Annotated in this window: 15 protein-coding genes and 1 riboswitch; of the genes, 7 read left to right on the forward strand and 8 right to left on the reverse strand. The window is 73.5% G+C overall.

Translation table 11 applies throughout. The annotated features are described in order from the left end of the window. Positions 1–172: 172 nt before the first annotated feature. Positions 173–1786, reverse strand: coding sequence for a C40 family peptidase (locus tag CLT72_RS24235; protein WP_101413736.1), 1614 nt, complete (start codon positions 1784–1786; stop codon positions 173–175). 241 nt (positions 1787–2027) lie between these two features. On the opposite strand from CLT72_RS24235, the gene mqnE reads away from it, so the two are divergent. Genes mqnE through CLT72_RS24250 form a run of 3 tightly spaced genes read left to right on the forward strand, consistent with a single transcriptional unit; the run spans position 2028 to position 3963 of the window. Next, positions 2028–3197 (forward strand): aminofutalosine synthase MqnE, encoded by a 1170-nt coding sequence (gene mqnE / locus CLT72_RS24240; RefSeq protein ID WP_101413737.1) that lies wholly within the window; start codon positions 2028–2030, stop codon positions 3195–3197. Positions 3198–3220: 23 nt separating this feature from the next. After that, on the forward strand, positions 3221–3643 hold the full coding sequence (locus CLT72_RS24245) for a hypothetical protein (RefSeq protein ID WP_101413738.1): 423 nt from the start codon (positions 3221–3223) through the stop codon (positions 3641–3643). 44 nt (positions 3644–3687) lie between these two features. Continuing rightward, positions 3688–3963: a DUF4229 domain-containing protein gene (locus CLT72_RS24250; RefSeq protein WP_101415361.1), complete on the forward strand. Its 276-nt coding sequence runs from the start codon at positions 3688–3690 to the stop codon at positions 3961–3963. Between the two features lie 191 nt (positions 3964–4154). On the opposite strand, the gene CLT72_RS24255 is transcribed toward CLT72_RS24250, so the two are convergent. From CLT72_RS24255 to CLT72_RS24265, 3 genes are all read right to left on the reverse strand, one after another. Next, on the reverse strand, positions 4155–5201 hold the full coding sequence (locus CLT72_RS24255; RefSeq protein ID WP_101413739.1) for a hypothetical protein: 1047 nt from the start codon (positions 5199–5201) through the stop codon (positions 4155–4157). Then, positions 5201–5701 (reverse strand): SigE family RNA polymerase sigma factor, encoded by a 501-nt coding sequence (locus tag CLT72_RS24260; RefSeq protein WP_101413740.1) that lies wholly within the window; start codon positions 5699–5701, stop codon positions 5201–5203. The genes CLT72_RS24255 and CLT72_RS24260 overlap by 1 nt, the downstream gene beginning before the upstream one ends. Before the next feature lie 120 nt (positions 5702–5821). After that, positions 5822–7180, reverse strand: coding sequence for a C39 family peptidase (locus CLT72_RS24265; RefSeq protein ID WP_101413741.1), 1359 nt, complete (start codon positions 7178–7180; stop codon positions 5822–5824). Between the two features lie 212 nt (positions 7181–7392). On the opposite strand from CLT72_RS24265, the gene CLT72_RS24270 reads away from it, so the two are divergent. The 4 genes from CLT72_RS24270 to CLT72_RS24285 all read left to right on the forward strand — a co-directional run bounded on the left by CLT72_RS24270 (position 7393) and on the right by CLT72_RS24285 (position 12532). Continuing rightward, positions 7393–9270 carry a M14 family metallopeptidase gene (locus CLT72_RS24270; protein ID WP_101413742.1) on the forward strand — a complete coding sequence of 626 codons (1878 nt, stop codon included), beginning with the start codon at positions 7393–7395 and terminating at the stop codon, positions 9268–9270. A 165-nt stretch (positions 9271–9435) separates the two neighbouring features. Continuing rightward, positions 9436–9520, forward strand: a riboswitch (cobalamin riboswitch). Positions 9521–9631: 111 nt separating this feature from the next. Beyond that, positions 9632–10570, forward strand: a complete 939-nt coding sequence (locus tag CLT72_RS24275) for an ABC transporter substrate-binding protein (RefSeq protein WP_101413743.1) — start codon at positions 9632–9634, stop codon at positions 10568–10570. Positions 10571–10583: 13 nt separating this feature from the next. Then, positions 10584–11687: a FecCD family ABC transporter permease gene (locus CLT72_RS24280; RefSeq protein ID WP_101413744.1), complete on the forward strand. Its 1104-nt coding sequence runs from the start codon at positions 10584–10586 to the stop codon at positions 11685–11687. 59 nt (positions 11688–11746) lie between these two features. Further along, complete coding sequence (locus CLT72_RS24285) at positions 11747–12532, forward strand: ABC transporter ATP-binding protein (protein ID WP_101415362.1); 786 nt, start codon at positions 11747–11749, stop codon at positions 12530–12532. A gap of 27 nt (positions 12533–12559) precedes the next feature. Here the strand turns inward: CLT72_RS24285 and CLT72_RS24290 are convergent, their stop codons facing one another. The 4 genes from CLT72_RS24290 to CLT72_RS24305 form a co-directional block, all read right to left on the reverse strand. Then, a complete protein-coding gene (locus CLT72_RS24290; RefSeq protein ID WP_101413745.1) occupies positions 12560–13321 on the reverse strand; it encodes a VOC family protein in 762 nt (253 codons plus the stop codon). Positions 13322–13416: 95 nt separating this feature from the next. Further along, a complete protein-coding gene (locus CLT72_RS24295) occupies positions 13417–14154 on the reverse strand; it encodes an ABC transporter permease (RefSeq protein ID WP_101413746.1) in 738 nt (245 codons plus the stop codon). 14 nt (positions 14155–14168) lie between these two features. Continuing rightward, positions 14169–15089, reverse strand: a complete 921-nt coding sequence (locus CLT72_RS24300; RefSeq protein ID WP_101413747.1) for an ABC transporter ATP-binding protein — start codon at positions 15087–15089, stop codon at positions 14169–14171. Positions 15090–15147: 58 nt separating this feature from the next. Then, the gene (locus tag CLT72_RS24305; protein ID WP_101413748.1) at positions 15148–17331 is read right to left on the reverse strand and encodes a HelD family protein; all 2184 of its coding nucleotides are present in this window, start codon (positions 17329–17331) and stop codon (positions 15148–15150) included. Positions 17332–17468: the final 137 nt, after the last annotated feature.

Consider the following 17468-nt stretch of genomic DNA (forward strand, 5'->3'; position numbering starts at 1 on the left):
GCCCTCCGCGCACGCTCGCGCCCGGATCCGCTACGTCGGACCGGGCGTGCCTGACTGTCACCGTGCCACATTCCGGCCCGGCGGCACAGCCGGAGCGCGTTGCGGGGCCGTGTCGGCCCGCCCCCGGTGGGCGGCTGGCCGGCCCGGTCGGACGGCCCGCCGAGGGCCCTGGTCAGCTACCGGCGCTCGCCGAGGCGCTGGCCGGGGTGCTGCTCGACGGAGCGGAACTGCTCTGCGCCGTGGTCGGCGCCACACTACCGGTCGAGGCGCTCGGCGAAGAGGCCTCCGAGGCGCTCGCCGACGCCGACGGCGAGGTCGACTCCGACGGCGAGGTGCTGGGCGTAGGCGTGGGCGTGGGCGTGGGGGACCCAGGCGGCGTGGGCGTCGGCGACGGCGAGGTTGACGGGCTCGGCGACGACGGGGTGGGCTTCGGGCTGGTGGTCGGCTTCGGGCTGGCAGGCGGCGGCTTCGGGCTGGCCGGCGGCTTCGTCGCGGGCGGCTTGCTCGGCGTCGGCGTGGGCGAGGGGGTGCTGGCCGGCGCGGGCACCGCCCCGATGACGCGGGTGGCGGCGTAGAGCCGGGACCAGCGCACGGTGGAGATCTTGACCACGTCGCCGGTGGTCGGCGCGTGGATCATCTTGCCGCCGCCGACGTACATGCCCATGTGGTGGATCGTCGTCCAGCTCGTGCCGGAGGCGAAGAAGAGCAGGTCGCCGGGGAGCAGCGCGGTGCGGGACACGGTGCGGGTACGGGTGGCGTAGTACTGGTCGCGGGAGACCCGGGGCAGCCCGTAGTAGCCCGCCGACCGGTAGGCGGCGTAGATGAGGCCGGAGCAGTCGAAGCGGTCCGGCCCCTCGGCGGCCCACAGGTAGGGGTCGCCGAGCTGCGCCCTCGCGTACGCCAGTGCCTTGAGGGCCGTCGGGTGGGCGGCCAGGCCGTTGGCGGTCTCGTTCCCGAGGTAGCCGGCGCCGAGGCGCTGCTCGGCGGCCTCCTGCTGGCGCTCGATCTGGATGAGCTGAGCGGCGTTGTCCCGCTTCAGCTTCTCCAGCTTCTTCTCTGCCTCGCGCAGGGCCTTCTCGCCGGCGGCGTACTCCGTCTGGGCGCCCGCGAGGCGGGACTCGGCCGAGACCATCGCCTGGCTGGCGGCCTGCTCGCCGACGCGGGCCCGGGACACCTCGCCCTCGGCGGCGGTGGTGCCGCCCTCGGCCTTCTCGCCCCGGATGATCCGGGAAAGCCGGCTCAGCTCGTGCAGGTCGTTGGCGAACTCGCCGGGCGGGAGGGCGGCGGCGGCCTTGAAGGCGCCCGCGGCGGCGGCGTCGGCGCTCTCCTGCGCCCGGGCCACCGCGTCCCGGGCCTGGGCGAGGTTGCGCTCGGCGGTGGCACGCTGCCCCTCGGCCTCGGTGCGCTTCTGCCGCAGCGAGAGCAGTTGGTCACGGAGCTGCCCGACCTGGGCCTCGGCGGCGTAGATCTGGGCGGCAAGCGGACCGGTGCCGAGGCTGCCGGCGGGCACGCCGGGGACAGTGCCGGGCCCGCCGGGGAGACCCGGGACCGTGCCGGGCAGGCCGGGGACCGGCGCGCCGCCGGGGAGCTGGAGCGGCCCCGAGTAGGAGGGGCGGGACCCGGTGTCGGGGACGCTGGTGGGCAGCGCCGGGTCGGCCATGACCGGGTTGGCCAGGACGGTGGCGGCGACGGCGCCGAGCAGTGCGGACCAGAGCGCCGGGCGCAGCACCGGCGAGATCACCGGGCTCCGTCGTCGCTGCCGTCGCCCGCGCCTACTGTCGACCATTCCGCTCCCCGTCCGGCGTGACTCGCCGCGCCGGGTGGGCGCGGCCGTGGGGACGCTACCAGCGTGTGGCGAACGTCCCACCCTGTCTTACCGCACGCACGCAGCGATGTCGATGCGTTGGCGGGTAACAGGAGCCTGAGAGTTCGGTGAGCGGGCGCACGGGGGCCGACCGTGCTGCGGCGGCGTCGGCGGGCCGACGTACGCTCGATTCCTACCGCAGGTGGAAGGGACGTGGCTTTCGATGGACGCCGGACTCAAGCGTGAGCTCGAAGCGAAGGTGTACGCCGGCGAGCGGCTGACCCGCGAGGACGGGATCGCCCTCTACGACAGCGACGACCTCGCGTGGCTGGGCCGGCTGGCGCACCACCGGCGCACCGAGCTCAACGGCGACCGGGTGATGTTCAACGTCAACCGGCACCTCAACCTGACCAACGTCTGCTCCGCCTCGTGCGCGTACTGCTCGTTCCAGCGCAAGCCGGGCGAGAAGGACGCCTACACGATGCGCATCGACGAGGCGGTCCGCAAGGCCAAGGAGATGGAGGACGAGCAGCTCACCGAGCTGCACATCGTCAACGGCCTGCACCCGACCCTGCCCTGGCGCTACTACCCGAAGGTGCTGCGCGAGCTGAAGGCGGCGCTGCCGAACGTCAAGCTCAAGGCGTTCACCGCGACCGAGGTGCAGTGGTTCGAGAAGATCAGCGGCCTGGGCGCCGACGAGATCCTCGACGAGCTGATGGACGCCGGCCTGGAGTCGCTGACCGGCGGCGGCGCGGAGATCTTCGACTGGGAGGTCCGCCAGCACATCGTCGACCACGCCTGCCACTGGGAGGACTGGTCGCGCATCCACCGGCTGGCCCACACCAAGGGGATGAAGACCCCGTCGACCATGCTCTACGGCCACATCGAGGAGCCCCGGCACCGCGTCGACCACGTGCTGCGGCTGCGTGAGCTCCAGGACGAGACCGGCGGCTTCATGGTCTTCATCCCGCTGCGCTACCAGCACGACTTCGTCGACTCGGCGGACGGCAAGATCCGTAACCGGATCCAGGCCCGTACGACGATGGCCTCCCCGGCCGAGTCGCTGAAGACCTTCGCGGTCTCCCGGCTGCTCTTCGACAACGTCCCGCACGTGAAGTGCTTCTGGGTCATGCACGGGCTGTCTGTCGCCCAGCTCTCGCTCAACTTCGGCGTCGACGACCTGGACGGCTCGGTCGTGGAATACAAGATCACTCACGACGCCGACTCGTACGGCACCCCGAACACGATGCACCGGGACGACCTGCTGCACCTGATCTGGGACGCCGGCTTCCGCCCCGTCGAGCGGAACACCCGCTACGAGGTGGTCCGCGAGTACGACGCCGCCCCGTCCCTGGCCGAGCGCCGCGCCGAGCCGCAGCAGGTCTGGGCCTGAGCCGGCACGTACCCTCTGAGGCCATGACCGAGCAGCGGAGCGGGTTCCCCCGGCGGGACGCCGAGGGGCGCATCCTCACCCTGGGCGACCTGCTCGGGGTGAGCCTGGCCGGCCTCGTCATCGGCGTGCTGGCGGTGGTGTTGTTCGACTGGGCGTTCGAGCTGATCGGCGCCGGCGACTTCGGCGGCGCCAACGGCTGGCTGGCGATCATCCTGCCGGCCTGGCTGTTCTGGGACGACTTCCGCGCCTGGGAGTTCGGCGCGGCCCGGGTGGTGGCGGCACTGGCGGCCGCCGCGGTCGGGGTGGTCGCAGGGCTCGTGGTGGCCGGCCTCGCCGCCGGGCTCCCGCCGCTGCTCTCCGGCGGGCTGGGGGCGGCGACCTTCACCATCGGGTACGCGGTGGTCTGGTTCCATGGCGTCCACTGGCTGGCCCGCCGGACGGGCTGAACCTGCCGCCGGAGGTCCCGGCGGCGGAGAACGGAGTGCGGAACGTGAGCGCGGCGGTCAAGTACACGCTGGGCCGGATCGGGCTGTTCGTCGCCGTGCTGGCGGCCCTCTGGCTGGTCGAGATGAACATCTTCATCAAGCTGATGGTGGCGCTGGCCTTCTCGGCTGCGCTGTCGTTCTTCCTGCTCAAGGGCTGGCGGGACGAGATGGCCGAGGAAATGGCCACCGCCGCCGAGCGGCGCCGCGCCGAGAAGGAGCGCCTCCGCTCCGCCCTCGCCGGCGAGGACCAGGACGGGGAGACGCCCCCGGCCAGGGGCTGAGCGCGGTCCGGGCGGCCTGCTGGCCGACGGGAGACGCGCAAGGCGCGCGTGGGCCTGGTGCCGCCGTGACGCTGATACCTACGCGGCATAAAAATACCTGTGTGGTATCGAGGCCGAGGGTACTCGGGTCGCCGGCCGTCGAGGTCCGGCGCCGACGTCGGCGGGTGCGTCACGGCCGCTTCGACGGACCCTCACCAGGTGTCGGGGCGGTCGAGGTCGCGGGCGGGCTGGTACCCGCTCAGAACCGTCAGGCCCTCCGACTCGGTGTAGCCGTTCCCCCGACCCTTGAGGAACGCCTCGACCATGAATGGCTTGACGTACATCTCCAGCACGTCGCTGCCCTGCCGGCGTGCCCGGTAGGGCCCTGCGACGAGGTCGGCGGCCAACGGGCCGCGCCCCGGCACGGGTTGCGCCCGAACCGTCAGCCAGCGACCGGCATCGTCACCTACCACCAGCGAAGCCTCGGTGGAGGAGCCGTCCTCCGACCGGAGAAGCGTGACCGAGCAGCCGAGCATCCGCCCACCTGGCGGCAGCGACCGCAGGCGGAATGGCACCACGCAGCGGTGGGCGCCGTCGAACCGGACGCGACCCGCCGCGTCCGTCGCCGCGTCACGGTCGGTCGCGTATATGTCGAGCTGAGCCCAGAGCCCATCGACGGGTTCCCAACGGACGAACCACAGTTTCGTGTCGCCGGACGGATCGAACCACGCGACCCCCGGGCGGCCACCGACCCGCACATCGGCCGGCGGCTGCGGTCGCCCCGCCGACGATATCGTCTGCTGTAGCCCGTCCAGCGTCGCGGCACTGCGCGCCAACGCGAACCGGGCCTGCCCGGTCGGGCCCTGGAACTCGACGCTCTCGACCCCGCGCCCGGCGCTCCAGGTCGCGGACGAGGCCTCGCTGACCAGGCTGTCGGTCGTGAAGTGCACCACGCCGGGATCTGTCCCCACGACCTCGGGCCGTGCGATGGCGCCAGGCTGGCCCGGTGCGTCCGGCAGCAGGAGTGCCATGGCCGGCACGGCCACGCCATCGGGTGCCCTACCGGACGGCAGCACCATGACCGCCGCGGCCAGGACGACGCACGCCGCTGCCGTCCCCCCGGTGGTCAACCAGCGGCGGCGCAGCCGGAGGTGGTGGCCGCGCCGCCGGGCGTGCGCCACGATCGGCGTGGGGTCGACGTCGCCGCCCGCGTGGTGCTTGAGCGTCGTGGCGAGCTGCTGATCGAGGTCGCTGGACATCAGAACTCTCCTCCTGTCCGGGCGGAGACGGATGCTTCCTGCCGCTTGCGGAGGGCCGCCAGGGCCCGCATCGCGTGGGTACGAACGGTGCCGGGCGAACAGTCCATGATCTCGGCGATCGACGCGTCGTCGAGATCCTCGTAGTAGCGCAGGACGATGACGGTGCGTTGCCGCGTCGGCAGGCCACAGACGAGCCGCCACAGCGCATCACGTTCGGCGACACCGGCGGCCTCGTCCGTTGCGCCCGGCCGATCGTGCACATCGGCGACGGAGATCTCCTGGCTGCTGCGCCGGCGCCACCACGAGTGGTGGGCGTTGACGAGCATCCGACGGACGTACGCATCGGGTCGATCCGTCCGGGAGATGCGCGCCCAGCGGGCGTACGCCCTGGCGAGGACGTCCTGAACCAGGTCCTCGGCCCGATGCTCGTCGCCGGTCAGCAGCCGGGCGAGCCGCACCAGCGCCGAAGTGCGGGCGAACGCGTACTCCTCGAACGTCACGCCCTATTAACGTCGCAGGCCGGCCGGCCCGTAGACAGTCGGCGAGCACCTCATGAAGGAGGGGCCCGGTCGCCGGGCTGAGCCGGGCGACGCGGACCCCTCGATCGGGTCGGTGTCAGGTCACCAGTTGGTGGAGCCGGCGACCTTCGGCCACGGCTTCAGGGTCGGCTTGATCAGGTAGACGACGCCGCCGGAGCCGCCGGAGACGCCGCCGCTGGCGTTGGTCCGCTTGGTACGCAGCCAGATCTGCTCGAACTGCTCACGCTTGTAGACGTTGCGCACCGCCTCGTTGCTCGACGAGGCCGGGTCGTTGACGATCACGTCGCCGTCGGCGGTGAAGCCGACGACCACGAACAGGTGGCCCGAGGTGCCGTAGCCCGCCCCGTCCAACTCGCTGGCGAGGAAGGACTGGCTGGTCACGACCGGGATCCCTGCGGCGATGAAGCGCTCCACCTCGTCCAGGGAGTGCAGCCGGGTGACCCGGGCCTCCAGGCCCGGGAAGCTGGCCGCGTACGCGGTGTTGAAGGGCCAGTTGCCGGCGCCGTCGTACTGGTAGTCGTAGACCATCCGGGCGGCGTGGTTGACCGTCGGGTCCGGGTAGGTCGGGTCGACCCAGGAGGTGTCCTCCTCGGACGCCTTGCGGCCCCAGTACTCGATCACCATGGTGGTGGAGGTGGGGGAGCACCAGGCCTGGCCGCCGCCGTCGTACTCGGGGTAGTGGCCGGTGTGGATGTTCTGCGAGTAGCGGGGCACGGCGAGTTCCTTGCCCCAGGCGATGCCGCCGGCGCTCGGCTCGACGGTGAACCGGTCGGGCACGTTGGAGCTCATCGCGCCGACGGTGTGCACGACCGGCGCGGCGCGCTGGCCGGGGGCCTTGTAGAGGGTCAGCCGCAGCTGGTACGCCCGCAGCAGCACGCCGACCGAGGCGTCGTCGATGCTGAAGGTGTCGGTCCAGATGGTCGACCAGGGGTCGCCCTGCCGGTTGACGCTGGTCCGCTTGATGTCGGCGTCGCCGGAGGCCCACCGCCCCATGACGTACCACTTGGTCTGCACGCCGGTGTTGTACGTGCCCTGCATCTCGACCTGGATCCAGGTGCCGGCCGGGGTCTGCGCGTTCCACGAGGCGATCAGTTCGGTGGCGTCGAACCCGATCTGGGTGACCGGGGAGGTCCAGGTCCCGTACTCCCAGCTCCTGGTCACGCCGGTGTGCGGGTCGGTGTAGTCGGTGGTGCCGAGCGGTCGGGCCAGCGTCACGCCGGGCCGGAGGCCCGGGACGGCCCGGGTGCCGGCGTGGCTGCCGCGACGCCAGTCGGGGTAGCGCGACCAGTCCTGGAAGGTGATCTGCTCGTCGTGGACCACCGGTCGACTGGTCGACGGGGCTGCGACGGGTGCGGCGGCGACGGCGGGTGCCGCGGTGCCGAGAAGGGTGAGCGCGGTGGCGGCCGCGAGGGCGGCCGTGCGCAGGCGTGTTCTGGCCATGGGTCCTCCGCAGGGACGGACGGATCGTTGCGGGTCAGTGTCCCGCTCGGAGGGAACTTTCGCCAGAGGTCGACAGTTGGAAAATCCTTGCCGATGTGACGATCAGGATGACATGGAACAAGGCAGCGATGAATGTTGATATGACCATGCGGGCGGTGGTGGAGTGTCCTCCACCGAGCGGGATCTTCTCCCGCCCCCCGAGGAGGTTGTCCATGGCCTTCCGCAACACCGCCCTCCGCCGTCGCCTGGCGGTGGCCGTAGCAGCCGGATTCGGCCTGCTCACGGTCGCCGCCGCGCCGGCCACCGCCCGGCCGGCCCCCGACCGGGCCGACTCCGCGACGACGTCCTACCGGGTGCTCGGCCCGCGTACCGTCGACGACCGCACCGCCGTCGCCGGCACCGGCGCCGCCATCGACTTCGTCGAGCACGGCGTGCTGAACGTCTCGGCCACCCCGGCCGAGGCGGCGGCGATCACCCGGCTCGGCTTCCGGCTGGAGGCGGTCGCCGCCCCGTCGGCCGACGGGCACGACCACGCCGACGGGGACGTCGGCGCGGCCGCCTTCCCGCCCGCCGACTCCAACTACCACGACTACGCCGAACTGACCGCGGTGGTGAACAAGGTGGTCGCCGACCACCCGTCGATCGCCCGGAAGATCAGCATCGGCTCCTCGTACGAGGGCCGGGACCTGATGGCGGTGAAGATCTCCGACAACGTCGGCACCGACGAGAACGAGCCGGAGATCCTGTTCAACTCGCAGCAGCACGCCCGCGAGCACCTGACCGTCGAGATGGCGATCTACCTGCTCAACCTCTTCACCGACAGCTACGGCAGCGACTCCCGGGTCACCAACATCGTGAACACCCGGGAGATCTGGATCGTGCCCACGGTCAACCCGGACGGCAGCGAGTACGACATCGCCACCGGCTCGTACCGCTCCTGGCGCAAGAACCGGCAGCCCAACAGCGGCTCGTCGTACGTCGGCACCGACCTGAACCGCAACTGGTCCTACCAGTGGGGCTGCTGCGGCGGCTCGTCCGGCTCGACCTCGTCGGACACCTACCGGGGCCCGTCGGCGTTCTCCGCGCCGGAGACCGCGGCGCTGCGCAACTTCGTCAACAGCCGGGTCGTCGGCGGCACCCAGCAGATCAAGGCCAACATCGACTTCCACACGTACTCGGAGCTGGTGCTCTGGCCGTTCGGCTACACGTACAACAACACCGCGCCGGGGATGACGGCGGACCAGTACAACACCTTCGCCACCCTGGGCCAGCAGATGGCGAACACCAACGGCTACACCCCGCAGCAGTCCAGCGACCTCTACATCACCGACGGGGACAGCATCGACTGGATGTGGGGCCAGCACGGCATCTGGGCGTACACCTTCGAGATGTACCCCGGTTCGGCCGGCGGCGGCGGCTTCTACCCGCCCGACGAGGTGATCCCCACCCAGACGTCGCGCAACCGGGAGGCGGTCCTGCTGCTCAGCGAGTACGCCGACTGCCCGTACCGGGCCATCGGCAAGGAGGCGCAGTACTGCGGCGGTGGCGGCGGCACCACGGTCTGGTCGGACACCTTCGAGACGGCCACCGGCTGGACGATCAACCCGAACGGCACCGACACCGCGACCACCGGGGCGTGGGAGCGGGGCGCCGCCCAGGCGACCAGCTCCAGCGGGGCCAAGCAGCTCACCCCGTACGGCGGCGCCAACGACCTCGTCACCGGCCGGCTGGCCGGCACGGGAGCCGGTGACTACGACATCGACGGCGGCGTGACCAGCGCCCGGTCGCCGGCGGTGACGCTGCCGTCGAGCGGCACGCTGACCCTCTCCCTCGCCTGGTACCTGGCCCACGGCTCGAACTCCTCGTCGGCCGACTACCTGCGGGTCAGCGTGGTGCACAACGGAGGCACCACGACCCTGTTCACCCAGTCCGGGGCGGCCACCAACCGCAACGGCGCCTGGGCGGTGTCCAACGCCAACCTCACCCCGTACGCCGGGCAGTCGGTGCGGATCCTCGTCGAGGCGGCGGACGCCTCGGGCGCGAGCCTGGTCGAGGCGGCTGTGGACAACGTCACCATCACCAGTTCCTGACCCGGTGGGGCCCCGCTCCGCCCCCGGCGGGGCCCCACCACCGGCCACCAGACGTCGATCCAGGGCATATCGCCGCCGTTGATGATCAACGAGCGCCGATGCGCCCTGGATCGACGAGGCACGTCCGGGGCGTGCGCTACCGTTCTACCGACCACGCGCAGCGAAGCCGGTGCGAAACCGGCGCTGTCCCGCAACTGTGATGTCCCGCCACCCTCGGCCGAACGCCGGGCCGCGGCGGGGACGAGCCAGGTCGCCTGCGTCCGTGGTCGCGACACGCGCTCTCGAGGAAGGGCGCCTCGCGGACGGGCGCCACCGCTCCCTGTCGGCGAAGCACCACGCTCCTCGACCGACAGGAGGACCCGTGCTCAGACGTACCCCCCGGATCTTCGCCGCGACCCTCGCGGTGGCCGCGCTCGCCCTCGGCGCCTGCGCCGAGAAGAACTCCGACGACACCCCCGCCGCCGGCGCCAGCTCGGCCGGCGCCGCCTTCCCGGCCACCGTCGGTTCGGTGACCCTGGAGAAGCGGCCCGAGAAGATCGTCTCGCTCTCCCCGACGGCCACCGAGATGCTCTTCGCCATCGGCGCCGGCAAGCAGGTCACCGCCGTCGACGACCAGTCGAACTTCCCGGCCGACGCGCCGAAGAGCGACCTCTCGGGCTACCAGCCCAACGCCGAGGCGATCGCCGGCAAGAGCCCCGACCTGGTGGTGCTCGCCAACGACACCAACAAGATCGTCGAGCAGCTCACCGCGCTGAAGATCCCCGTCCTGCTGAACCCGGCGGCGACCACGCTGGAGGACACCTACCGTCAGATCACCGACCTCGGCACCCTCACCGGTCACGCAGACGAGGCCGCCGACGTGACCAAGCGGATGAAGGACGACATCGCCAAGCTCGTCGCCGACCTGCCGAAGCGCGCCGAGAAGCTGACCTACTTCCACGAGCTGGGCCCGGAGCTCTACACGGCCACCAGCAAGACCTTCATCGGCTCGCTCTACACGATGGTGGGCCTGGAGAACATCGCCGACGCGTCCGACCCCGACGGCAAGCAGGGCGGCTACCCGCAGCTCTCCCAGGAGGTCATCGTCAAGGCCGACCCGGACTTCGTCTTCCTCGCCGACACCAAGTGCTGCCAGCAGAGCGCCGAGACGGTCAAGGCGCGCGGCGGCTGGGCCGGCGTCACCGCCGTCAAGAACAACCAGGTCGTCGCCCTCGACGACGACGTCGCCTCCCGCTGGGGGCCCCGCGTGGTGGACCTGCTCCGCGTGATCGTCGACGCCACCGCCAAGGTCCCCGCGTGACCCGCACCCGTCCATGAGCCGCCCGCTCGTGCAGGCACCGCCCGCCCGGCCGGCCGGGACGCTCCCCGCGTCCCGGCCCGCCGGGCTGCGGCCCCGCTGGCTCCTCGTCGGCGTCGCCGCGGTGCTGGTCGCGCTGGTCGCCGGGGTGTCCCTCGGCCCGGTCAGCCTGCCGCCGGGCAGCGTCGCGGCCGAGCTGCTCAACCTCATCCCCGGCGTACGCCTCGACAGCGGGCTGAACGAGCGCGAGATCGCCATCGTCACCGAGCTGCGGCTGCCCCGGGTGGTGCTCGGGCTGCTGGTCGGCGGGCTGCTGGCCCTGGCCGGCGGCTGCTACCAGGGGGTGTTCCGCAACCCGCTGGCCGACCCGTACCTGCTCGGGGTGGCGGCCGGGGCCGGGCTCGCCGTCACCGCGGTGATCACTCTCGGCGCCGGGACGGCCGGCGCGCTGACCGGGCTGCCGCTCACCATCCCGCTGGCCGCGTTCGTCGGCTCGATCGGCGCCGTGGCGATGACCTACCTGCTGGGCGCCTCCGGCGGGCGCGGGCGCTCCACCGCCACGCTGATCCTGGCCGGGGTGGCCGTCTCCGCGTTCCTCTCGGCCGGGCAGACCTACCTGCTGCAACGCAACTCCGACAGCATCCAGCAGGTCTACTCCTGGCTGCTCGGGCGGCTCGCCACCGCCGGCTGGCACGACGTGCGGCTGGTGCTGCCGTACTTCCTGCTCACCGCACTGGTGGTGCTGCTGCACCGGCGGGAGCTCGACGTGCTCTCCGTCGGCGACGACGAGGCCGCGAGCCTCGGGCTGCACCCGCAGCGGTCCCGCTACCTGCTCATCGCCGCCGCCTCGCTCGGCACCGCCGCCGCCGTCTCCGCGTCCGGCCTCATCGGCTTCGTCGGGATCATCGTGCCGCACACCGTCCGGCTGCTCGCCGGGTCGAGCTACCGGGTGATCCTGCCGCTGTCGCTGCTCTTCGGCGGTGCCTTCCTGGCCCTGACCGACGTGGTGGCCCGTACCGCCGCCGCCCCGTCGGAGATCCCAATCGGCGTGGTCACCGCGCTGCTCGGCGGCCCGTTCTTCGTCCTGGTCCTGCGTACCTCCCGCCGGGTGCTCGGGTGAGCGCGCGGCGCGTGCCGGCCGCGCGGCCGGTGGACGGTGGGGCCGTGCGGGCCCCCGACGTGGCCGCCGTGCCCGCCGTCGAGGTGCGCGACCTGCACGTACGCCTGGACGGCACGCCCATCCTGGCCGGCGTCGACCTGACCGTCGCCGCCGGCGGGTGGGTGACCGTGATCGGCCCGAACGGCGCCGGGAAGTCGACCCTGCTGCGCGCCGTCGGCGGCCTGCTGCCCGCGCCGGGCGCCGTCTCCCTCTTCGGTACGCCCAGCGAGGCGCTGCGCCGCCGCGACCGTGCCCGGGTGGTCGCCACGGTGGCCCAGTCCCCGGTGGTGCCGGCCGGCATGTCGGTGTTCGACTACGTGCTGCTGGGCCGCACGCCCTACATCGCGCCGCTGGGCCGGGAGTCCACCGCCGACCTGGCCGCCGCCCACGAGGTGCTCGACGGGCTGGACCTGGCCGGGTTCCACGACCGGGAGCTGGCCACCCTCTCCGGCGGCGAGCGGCAGCGGGTCTTCCTGGCCCGCGCGCTGGCCCAGGGCGCGACCCTGCTGCTGCTGGACGAGCCGATCAGCGCGCTGGACATCGGCCACCAGCAGGAGGTGCTGGAGCTGGTCGACCGGCTGCGCCGCGAGCACGGCCTGACGGTGCTCGCCACCATGCACGACCTCTCCATCGCCGGCGAGTACGCCGACCGCATGGTGCTGCTGGCCGAGGGCCGGGTGGTGGCGGCCGGCACGCCCCGCGAGGTGCTCACCGAGCAGCTCCTCGCCACCTGGTACCGCGCCACCGTCCGCGTCGTCGACGGCGACCACGGCCCCCTGGTGGTCCCGATCCGCCCCCGTCGCTGACCGTGACGCCCCGCGCGAGGCGGCAGGTCAGGGGCGGGTGAGGACGTTGAAGAGGGCGCCGTGGGGGTCGCGCAGGGCGGCGAAGCGGCCCGCCGGGGCCGTCTGCGGCGGGACCAGGATCGTGCCGCCGAGTTCGGCGGCGCGGGCGGCGGCCGCGTCGGCGTCGGCCACGGCGAAGTACACCGACCAGTACGCGGGCGTGTCCGCCGGGAACCCGTCGCCGAGCGGCGGCACCATGCCGGCCACGATCCGGGTGCCGAGCCGCCAGCCGGTGTACGTGACCGGGCCCGCCCGCTGGTCGTCCGGGTGCCAGCCGAAGACCAGCTCGTAGAAGACCTTCGCGCCCTCCGGATCGGGGGTGACCAGCTCGGTCCAGGTGAGCGCCCCCGGGACGTCGAAGACCTCGGCGCCGGGCATCGACATCGGCTGCCAGACGCTGAACGCCGCCCCGGCCGGGTCGGCGAAGACCGCCATCCGGCCCTGGTCGAAGACCTCGAACGGGGGCACCACGACCTGCCCGCCGGCCCGCTCGACCCGGCCGGCGACCAGGTCCGCGTCGTCGGTCGCCAGGTAGGTGGACCAGATCGGCACCTGGTCGGGGACGGCCGGTGGACCCGCGCCCGCCACGGCCCGCCCGTCGAGCAGGAAGACGGTGTAGCCGCCGGCCTCGGGCTCCGGGTCGATCCGGCCGGTCCAGCCGAACAGTTCGGGATAGAACCGGCGCGCCTCGGCGAGACCGGGGGTGGCGAGGTCGGCCCAGCAGGGTGTGCCCGGCGGGACGGTGCTCACGACGACCCCTCTCGGCGGGGGACGGCCACGCCGGCACGCCCCTGCCGGAATCGTGGCACCGACCCGCCGCGTCACGAGGCGGATCGGACGAATCGTCAGCTGAACCGTCGACCCTCGTCGCGCTGGTACGCCCACCCGGCCAGCACCGCCAGCAGCACCACCCAGACCCCGAGCATGACCATCGACAGCGGGTCGACCGGGTAGTCGCCGACCGCCGCCCACATCAGCTCCACCGCCCCCCGGGTCGGCAGGAACGGCGCGACGGCCTCGACGAACCCGGGCGCCTGGTCCGGGGCGGAGAGCAGGCCACCCCCGAAGGCGAGGGGGAAGAAGACGACCTGCGCCACCACGATCGCCGCCTTGCTCGGCATCGAGTAGCCGATGGCGAGCCCCAGCAGCGTGAACGGCACCGAGATCACCGTGACGGTCGCCAGGGCCAGCAGGAACGCGGGCGCGCTGATCCGCGCCTCGGTGAGCGTGGCCCCGATCACCACCACCGGGACCAGGGAGAGGTAGGTGAGCGCCAGCCCGGCCAGCACCCGCCCGGCGAAGCGCGGCGCGGGGCCCGCCGGCAGGGTGCGGGTGTACGGGTTCCAGGGCTGGTCGCGGTCCTCGGCCACCCCGACCCCGTACTGGAAGACGTTCGCGCTCATCACCGAGAAGGTGACCATGGCGGCGGTCGCGTACGTGGCGGCGACCGGGTCCTTCCCGGCGAACGGCACCACGAAGAAGAGCATCGCGACGGCGGGGAAGAAGGCGCTGCCGAAGACGGCGATCGGGATGCGGACCGTCTCCAGGAGCTGGTAGCGGGCGTGGACCAGGGCGAGGCGCATGGAGATCCGTCCCCTCAGGCGGTGGCCGGCGAGCCGGCCACGGCGGTCGTCGGACGGTCGGCTTCCGGGCCCGGTGCGGCGGTGATGGCGAGGAACGCCTCCTCCAGCGAGGTGGGGCGTACCTCCAGGTCGGCGAACGCGACCCCGGCGGTGACCAGGGCCCGCACCAGCTCGTCGGCGTCGGTGGTGAGCAGGTGGATGCGCCCGTCGACCCGCTCGGTGCGGATCACGCCGGGCAGCGCGGGCAGCTCGTCGGCGACCAGGCTGACCCGGCGTACGCCGACGATCCCCCGGATCGCGTCGACCGTGTCGTCGGCCAGCACCCGGCCGTGCCCGATGACCACCACCCGCCGGGCCAGCGCCTCGACCTCCTCCAGGTAGTGGCTGCTCAGCAGCACGGTGCCGCCGTCGTCGTGGAACGCCCGGATCGCCTCCCACAGGGTGTGCCGCGCCGCGACGTCCAGCCCGGTGGTCGGCTCGTCGAGCAGCACCAGCCGGGGCCGGCCGACGAAGGCGAGCGCCACCGCGAGCCGGCGGCGCTGCCCGCCGGAGAGGCCGCCGGTCTGCCGCCGGGCCAGTTCGCCGAGGCCGAAGCGGTCGAGCAGCTCGCCCCGGGGGACCGGGTCGGGGTGGTGGGCGGCGACGAAGTCCACGACCTCGCCGACCCGCAGCGTGCCGGGCAGGCCCGTCTCCTGCGGGGTGACCCCGATCCGCCGCCGGCTCGCCGGGTCGCGCGGGTCGCCGCCGAACAGCTCGACCCGGCCGGCGGTGGGCCGGCGCAGCCCGACGAGCAGGTTCAGCAGGGTGCTCTTGCCGGCCCCGTTCGGGCCGAGCAGGCCGACCAGCTCGCCGGCGGAGACCTCCAGGTCGACCCGGTCGAGGGCGAGCACGTCGCCGTAGCGGCGGCTGACCGCCTCGGCGCGGGCGAGGATCACGGGAGACTCGTCGAGGCTGTCACGGACACCTGTCTACCTTCCCTGCGCAAGTGGCCGGTCAGCCGAGCGGGGCGGGCAGCGGGCGGGCGTGCAGCACGGCGAGTCGGGACACCGCCCGGGTGAGCACCACGTAGAGCCGGTGCAGGCCGCGCGGCTCGGCGGCCACGATCGCCGCCGGCTCGACGACGATGACGTGGTCGTACTCCAGGCCCTTGACCAGGGTCGCGGGCACCACCGTGACGCGCGCCGCGGCGGCCGGCTCGTCGACGGTCGCGGTGTCGACGCCGGCGGCGTCCAGCGCCGTCCGCAGGTCGCCGACGGCGTCGTCGGCGGCGATCACCGCCACCGAGCCGTCGAACGCCAGCGCGGCGCGCACCTCGGCCACCGTCGCGGCGGCCAGGTCGCCGACGGTACGCACGTCGAGCGCGCCGTCGCGGCGCAGCGACTCGGCCGGGGGCACGTCGACGGCGAGCGCCGGCAGCAGCCGGTTGGCGAACGCGACGACGGCGGCGGGCACCCGGAAGCCGACCGTCAGCGGCACCACGACGGCGTCCGGCTTGCCGAGGTGGCGCAGGGACTCCCGCCAGTCGGCGGCGGCCCACGGGGCGGTGCCCTGGGCCAGGTCGCCGAGGAGGGTGATCGACCCGTGCTCGCTGCGCCGGGCGATCACCCGGCACTGCATCGGGGAGAGGTCCTGCGCCTCGTCGACGACGACGTGCCCGAAGCCGCCCGGCCGCTCGATGAGCCCGGCCGCCTCGTCGATCAGCACGGCGTCGGCCGCCGTCCACTTCGTGGCCTTCGGCGTACGTCCGAGCTTCGTGCCGGCCGGGGCGGGGCGTCGCGCCGACGCGCGCGCCGGTTCCGTGGCGCCCGCCGCCGTCGGGTCGGCCGGGGCGGCGGGCCCGCGCAGTCGCGCCTGCTCCTCGGCGCTGAGCAGCCCGTCCGCCGCGGCGGCGAGCCGCTGCGGGTCGGTGAGCAGGGCGTGCACCAGCCCCTCCGGGGTGAGCGCCGGCCAGACCGCGTCGAGGAAGGCGGTGACCGGGGTGGCCTTGCCCATCCGGCGCAGCCAGGCGTCGCTCGGTGACTCGGCGCGCCGCGCCTCGGCCTGCCGTTGCAGCAGCGCCACCACCCGCGCCCGGACGCGCTCGCGGCCCGTGGCGTACGGCAGCCGCTCCCGGCGGGTCTCCTCGACGACCCGGTGCAGCGGGTCCAGCCCGATGCGCCAGCGGAACGAGCCGTCCGACACCATGATCGGCTCGGTCGGCTCGCCGATGTGCGCGTCGACCGCCCGGCGCAGCACCTCGGCCATCCGGGCGTCGTGCTTGACCGTTGCCACCGCCGGGTCCTCGACGGCCCGTACCGGCACCCGGGCGACCAGGTCCTCCACCGTGGCCTGTTCGACCTCCACCTCCCCGAGCGCCGGCAGCACGGCCGCGATGTACGACAGGAAGGTGCGGTTCGGCCCCACGATCAGCACGCCGGAGCGGCGTAGCCGTTCCCGGTGCAGATAGAGCAGGTACGCGGCCCGGTGCAGGCCGACGGCCGTCTTGCCGGTGCCCGGGGCGCCCTGCACGCAGATGGAGTCGGCGAGGTCGGCCCGGACCAGTTCGTCCTGCTCCGGCTGGATGGTGGCCACGATGTCGCGCATCGGCCCGACGCGCGGCCGTTCGATCTCGGCGGTCAGGATCCGGCTGGTCGTGCCCAGTTCCTCGCCCCGGTCGAGGCGCTCGTCCTCGAAGCTGGTCAGCGCCCCGTTGCTGAAGCCGAAGCGGCGCCGCACCGCCACGCCCTGCGGGTCGCGCGCGCTCGCCCGGTAGAACGACCGGGAGACCGGGGCCCGCCAGTCCAGCACCAGCGGCTCGCCCCGGTCGTCGGTGACGTGCCGCCGGCCGACGTGGTAGCGCCGCCCGGCGTGGTCCGCGTGCCACCCGTCGGTGCCGTCGCCGGGGTCCCCGGGCCGGTCGTCGGCGGGCGGGGCGCCGGTCGCCGGGCCGAAGTCGAGGCGTCCGAAGAAGAGCGGCGTGCCGGGGTCGTCGGCGAGTTCGGCGACCCGGCGGGCCAGGGTGCGCCCGAGCGTCTCGGCCGCGTACGCGTCGCCGGCGACCTGGTCCCCGGTGGAGAAGAGGGCCTCGGCGCGTTGCCGCATCTGGGCCAGGGCCGCCCGGGAGGTGGCGAGGTGCTGGCGCTCGGCGGCGAGGTCGGCATCGAGGTCGAGGTCGAGTGCGGTCACGGTGGATCCCATCGGGTCATCTGCCGATCGCTCGCGTGTCCGGCGGGCGGATGGCCGGCCTCCGGCGCGGGACGTCCGATGCGGTGGTCACCTCACCCTGGCCGTCAAGCGACCTGACAGCCTACGCGTCGGGCGCGTGCCGCTCCACC

This window comes from Micromonospora sp. CNZ309, assembly GCF_002846525.1.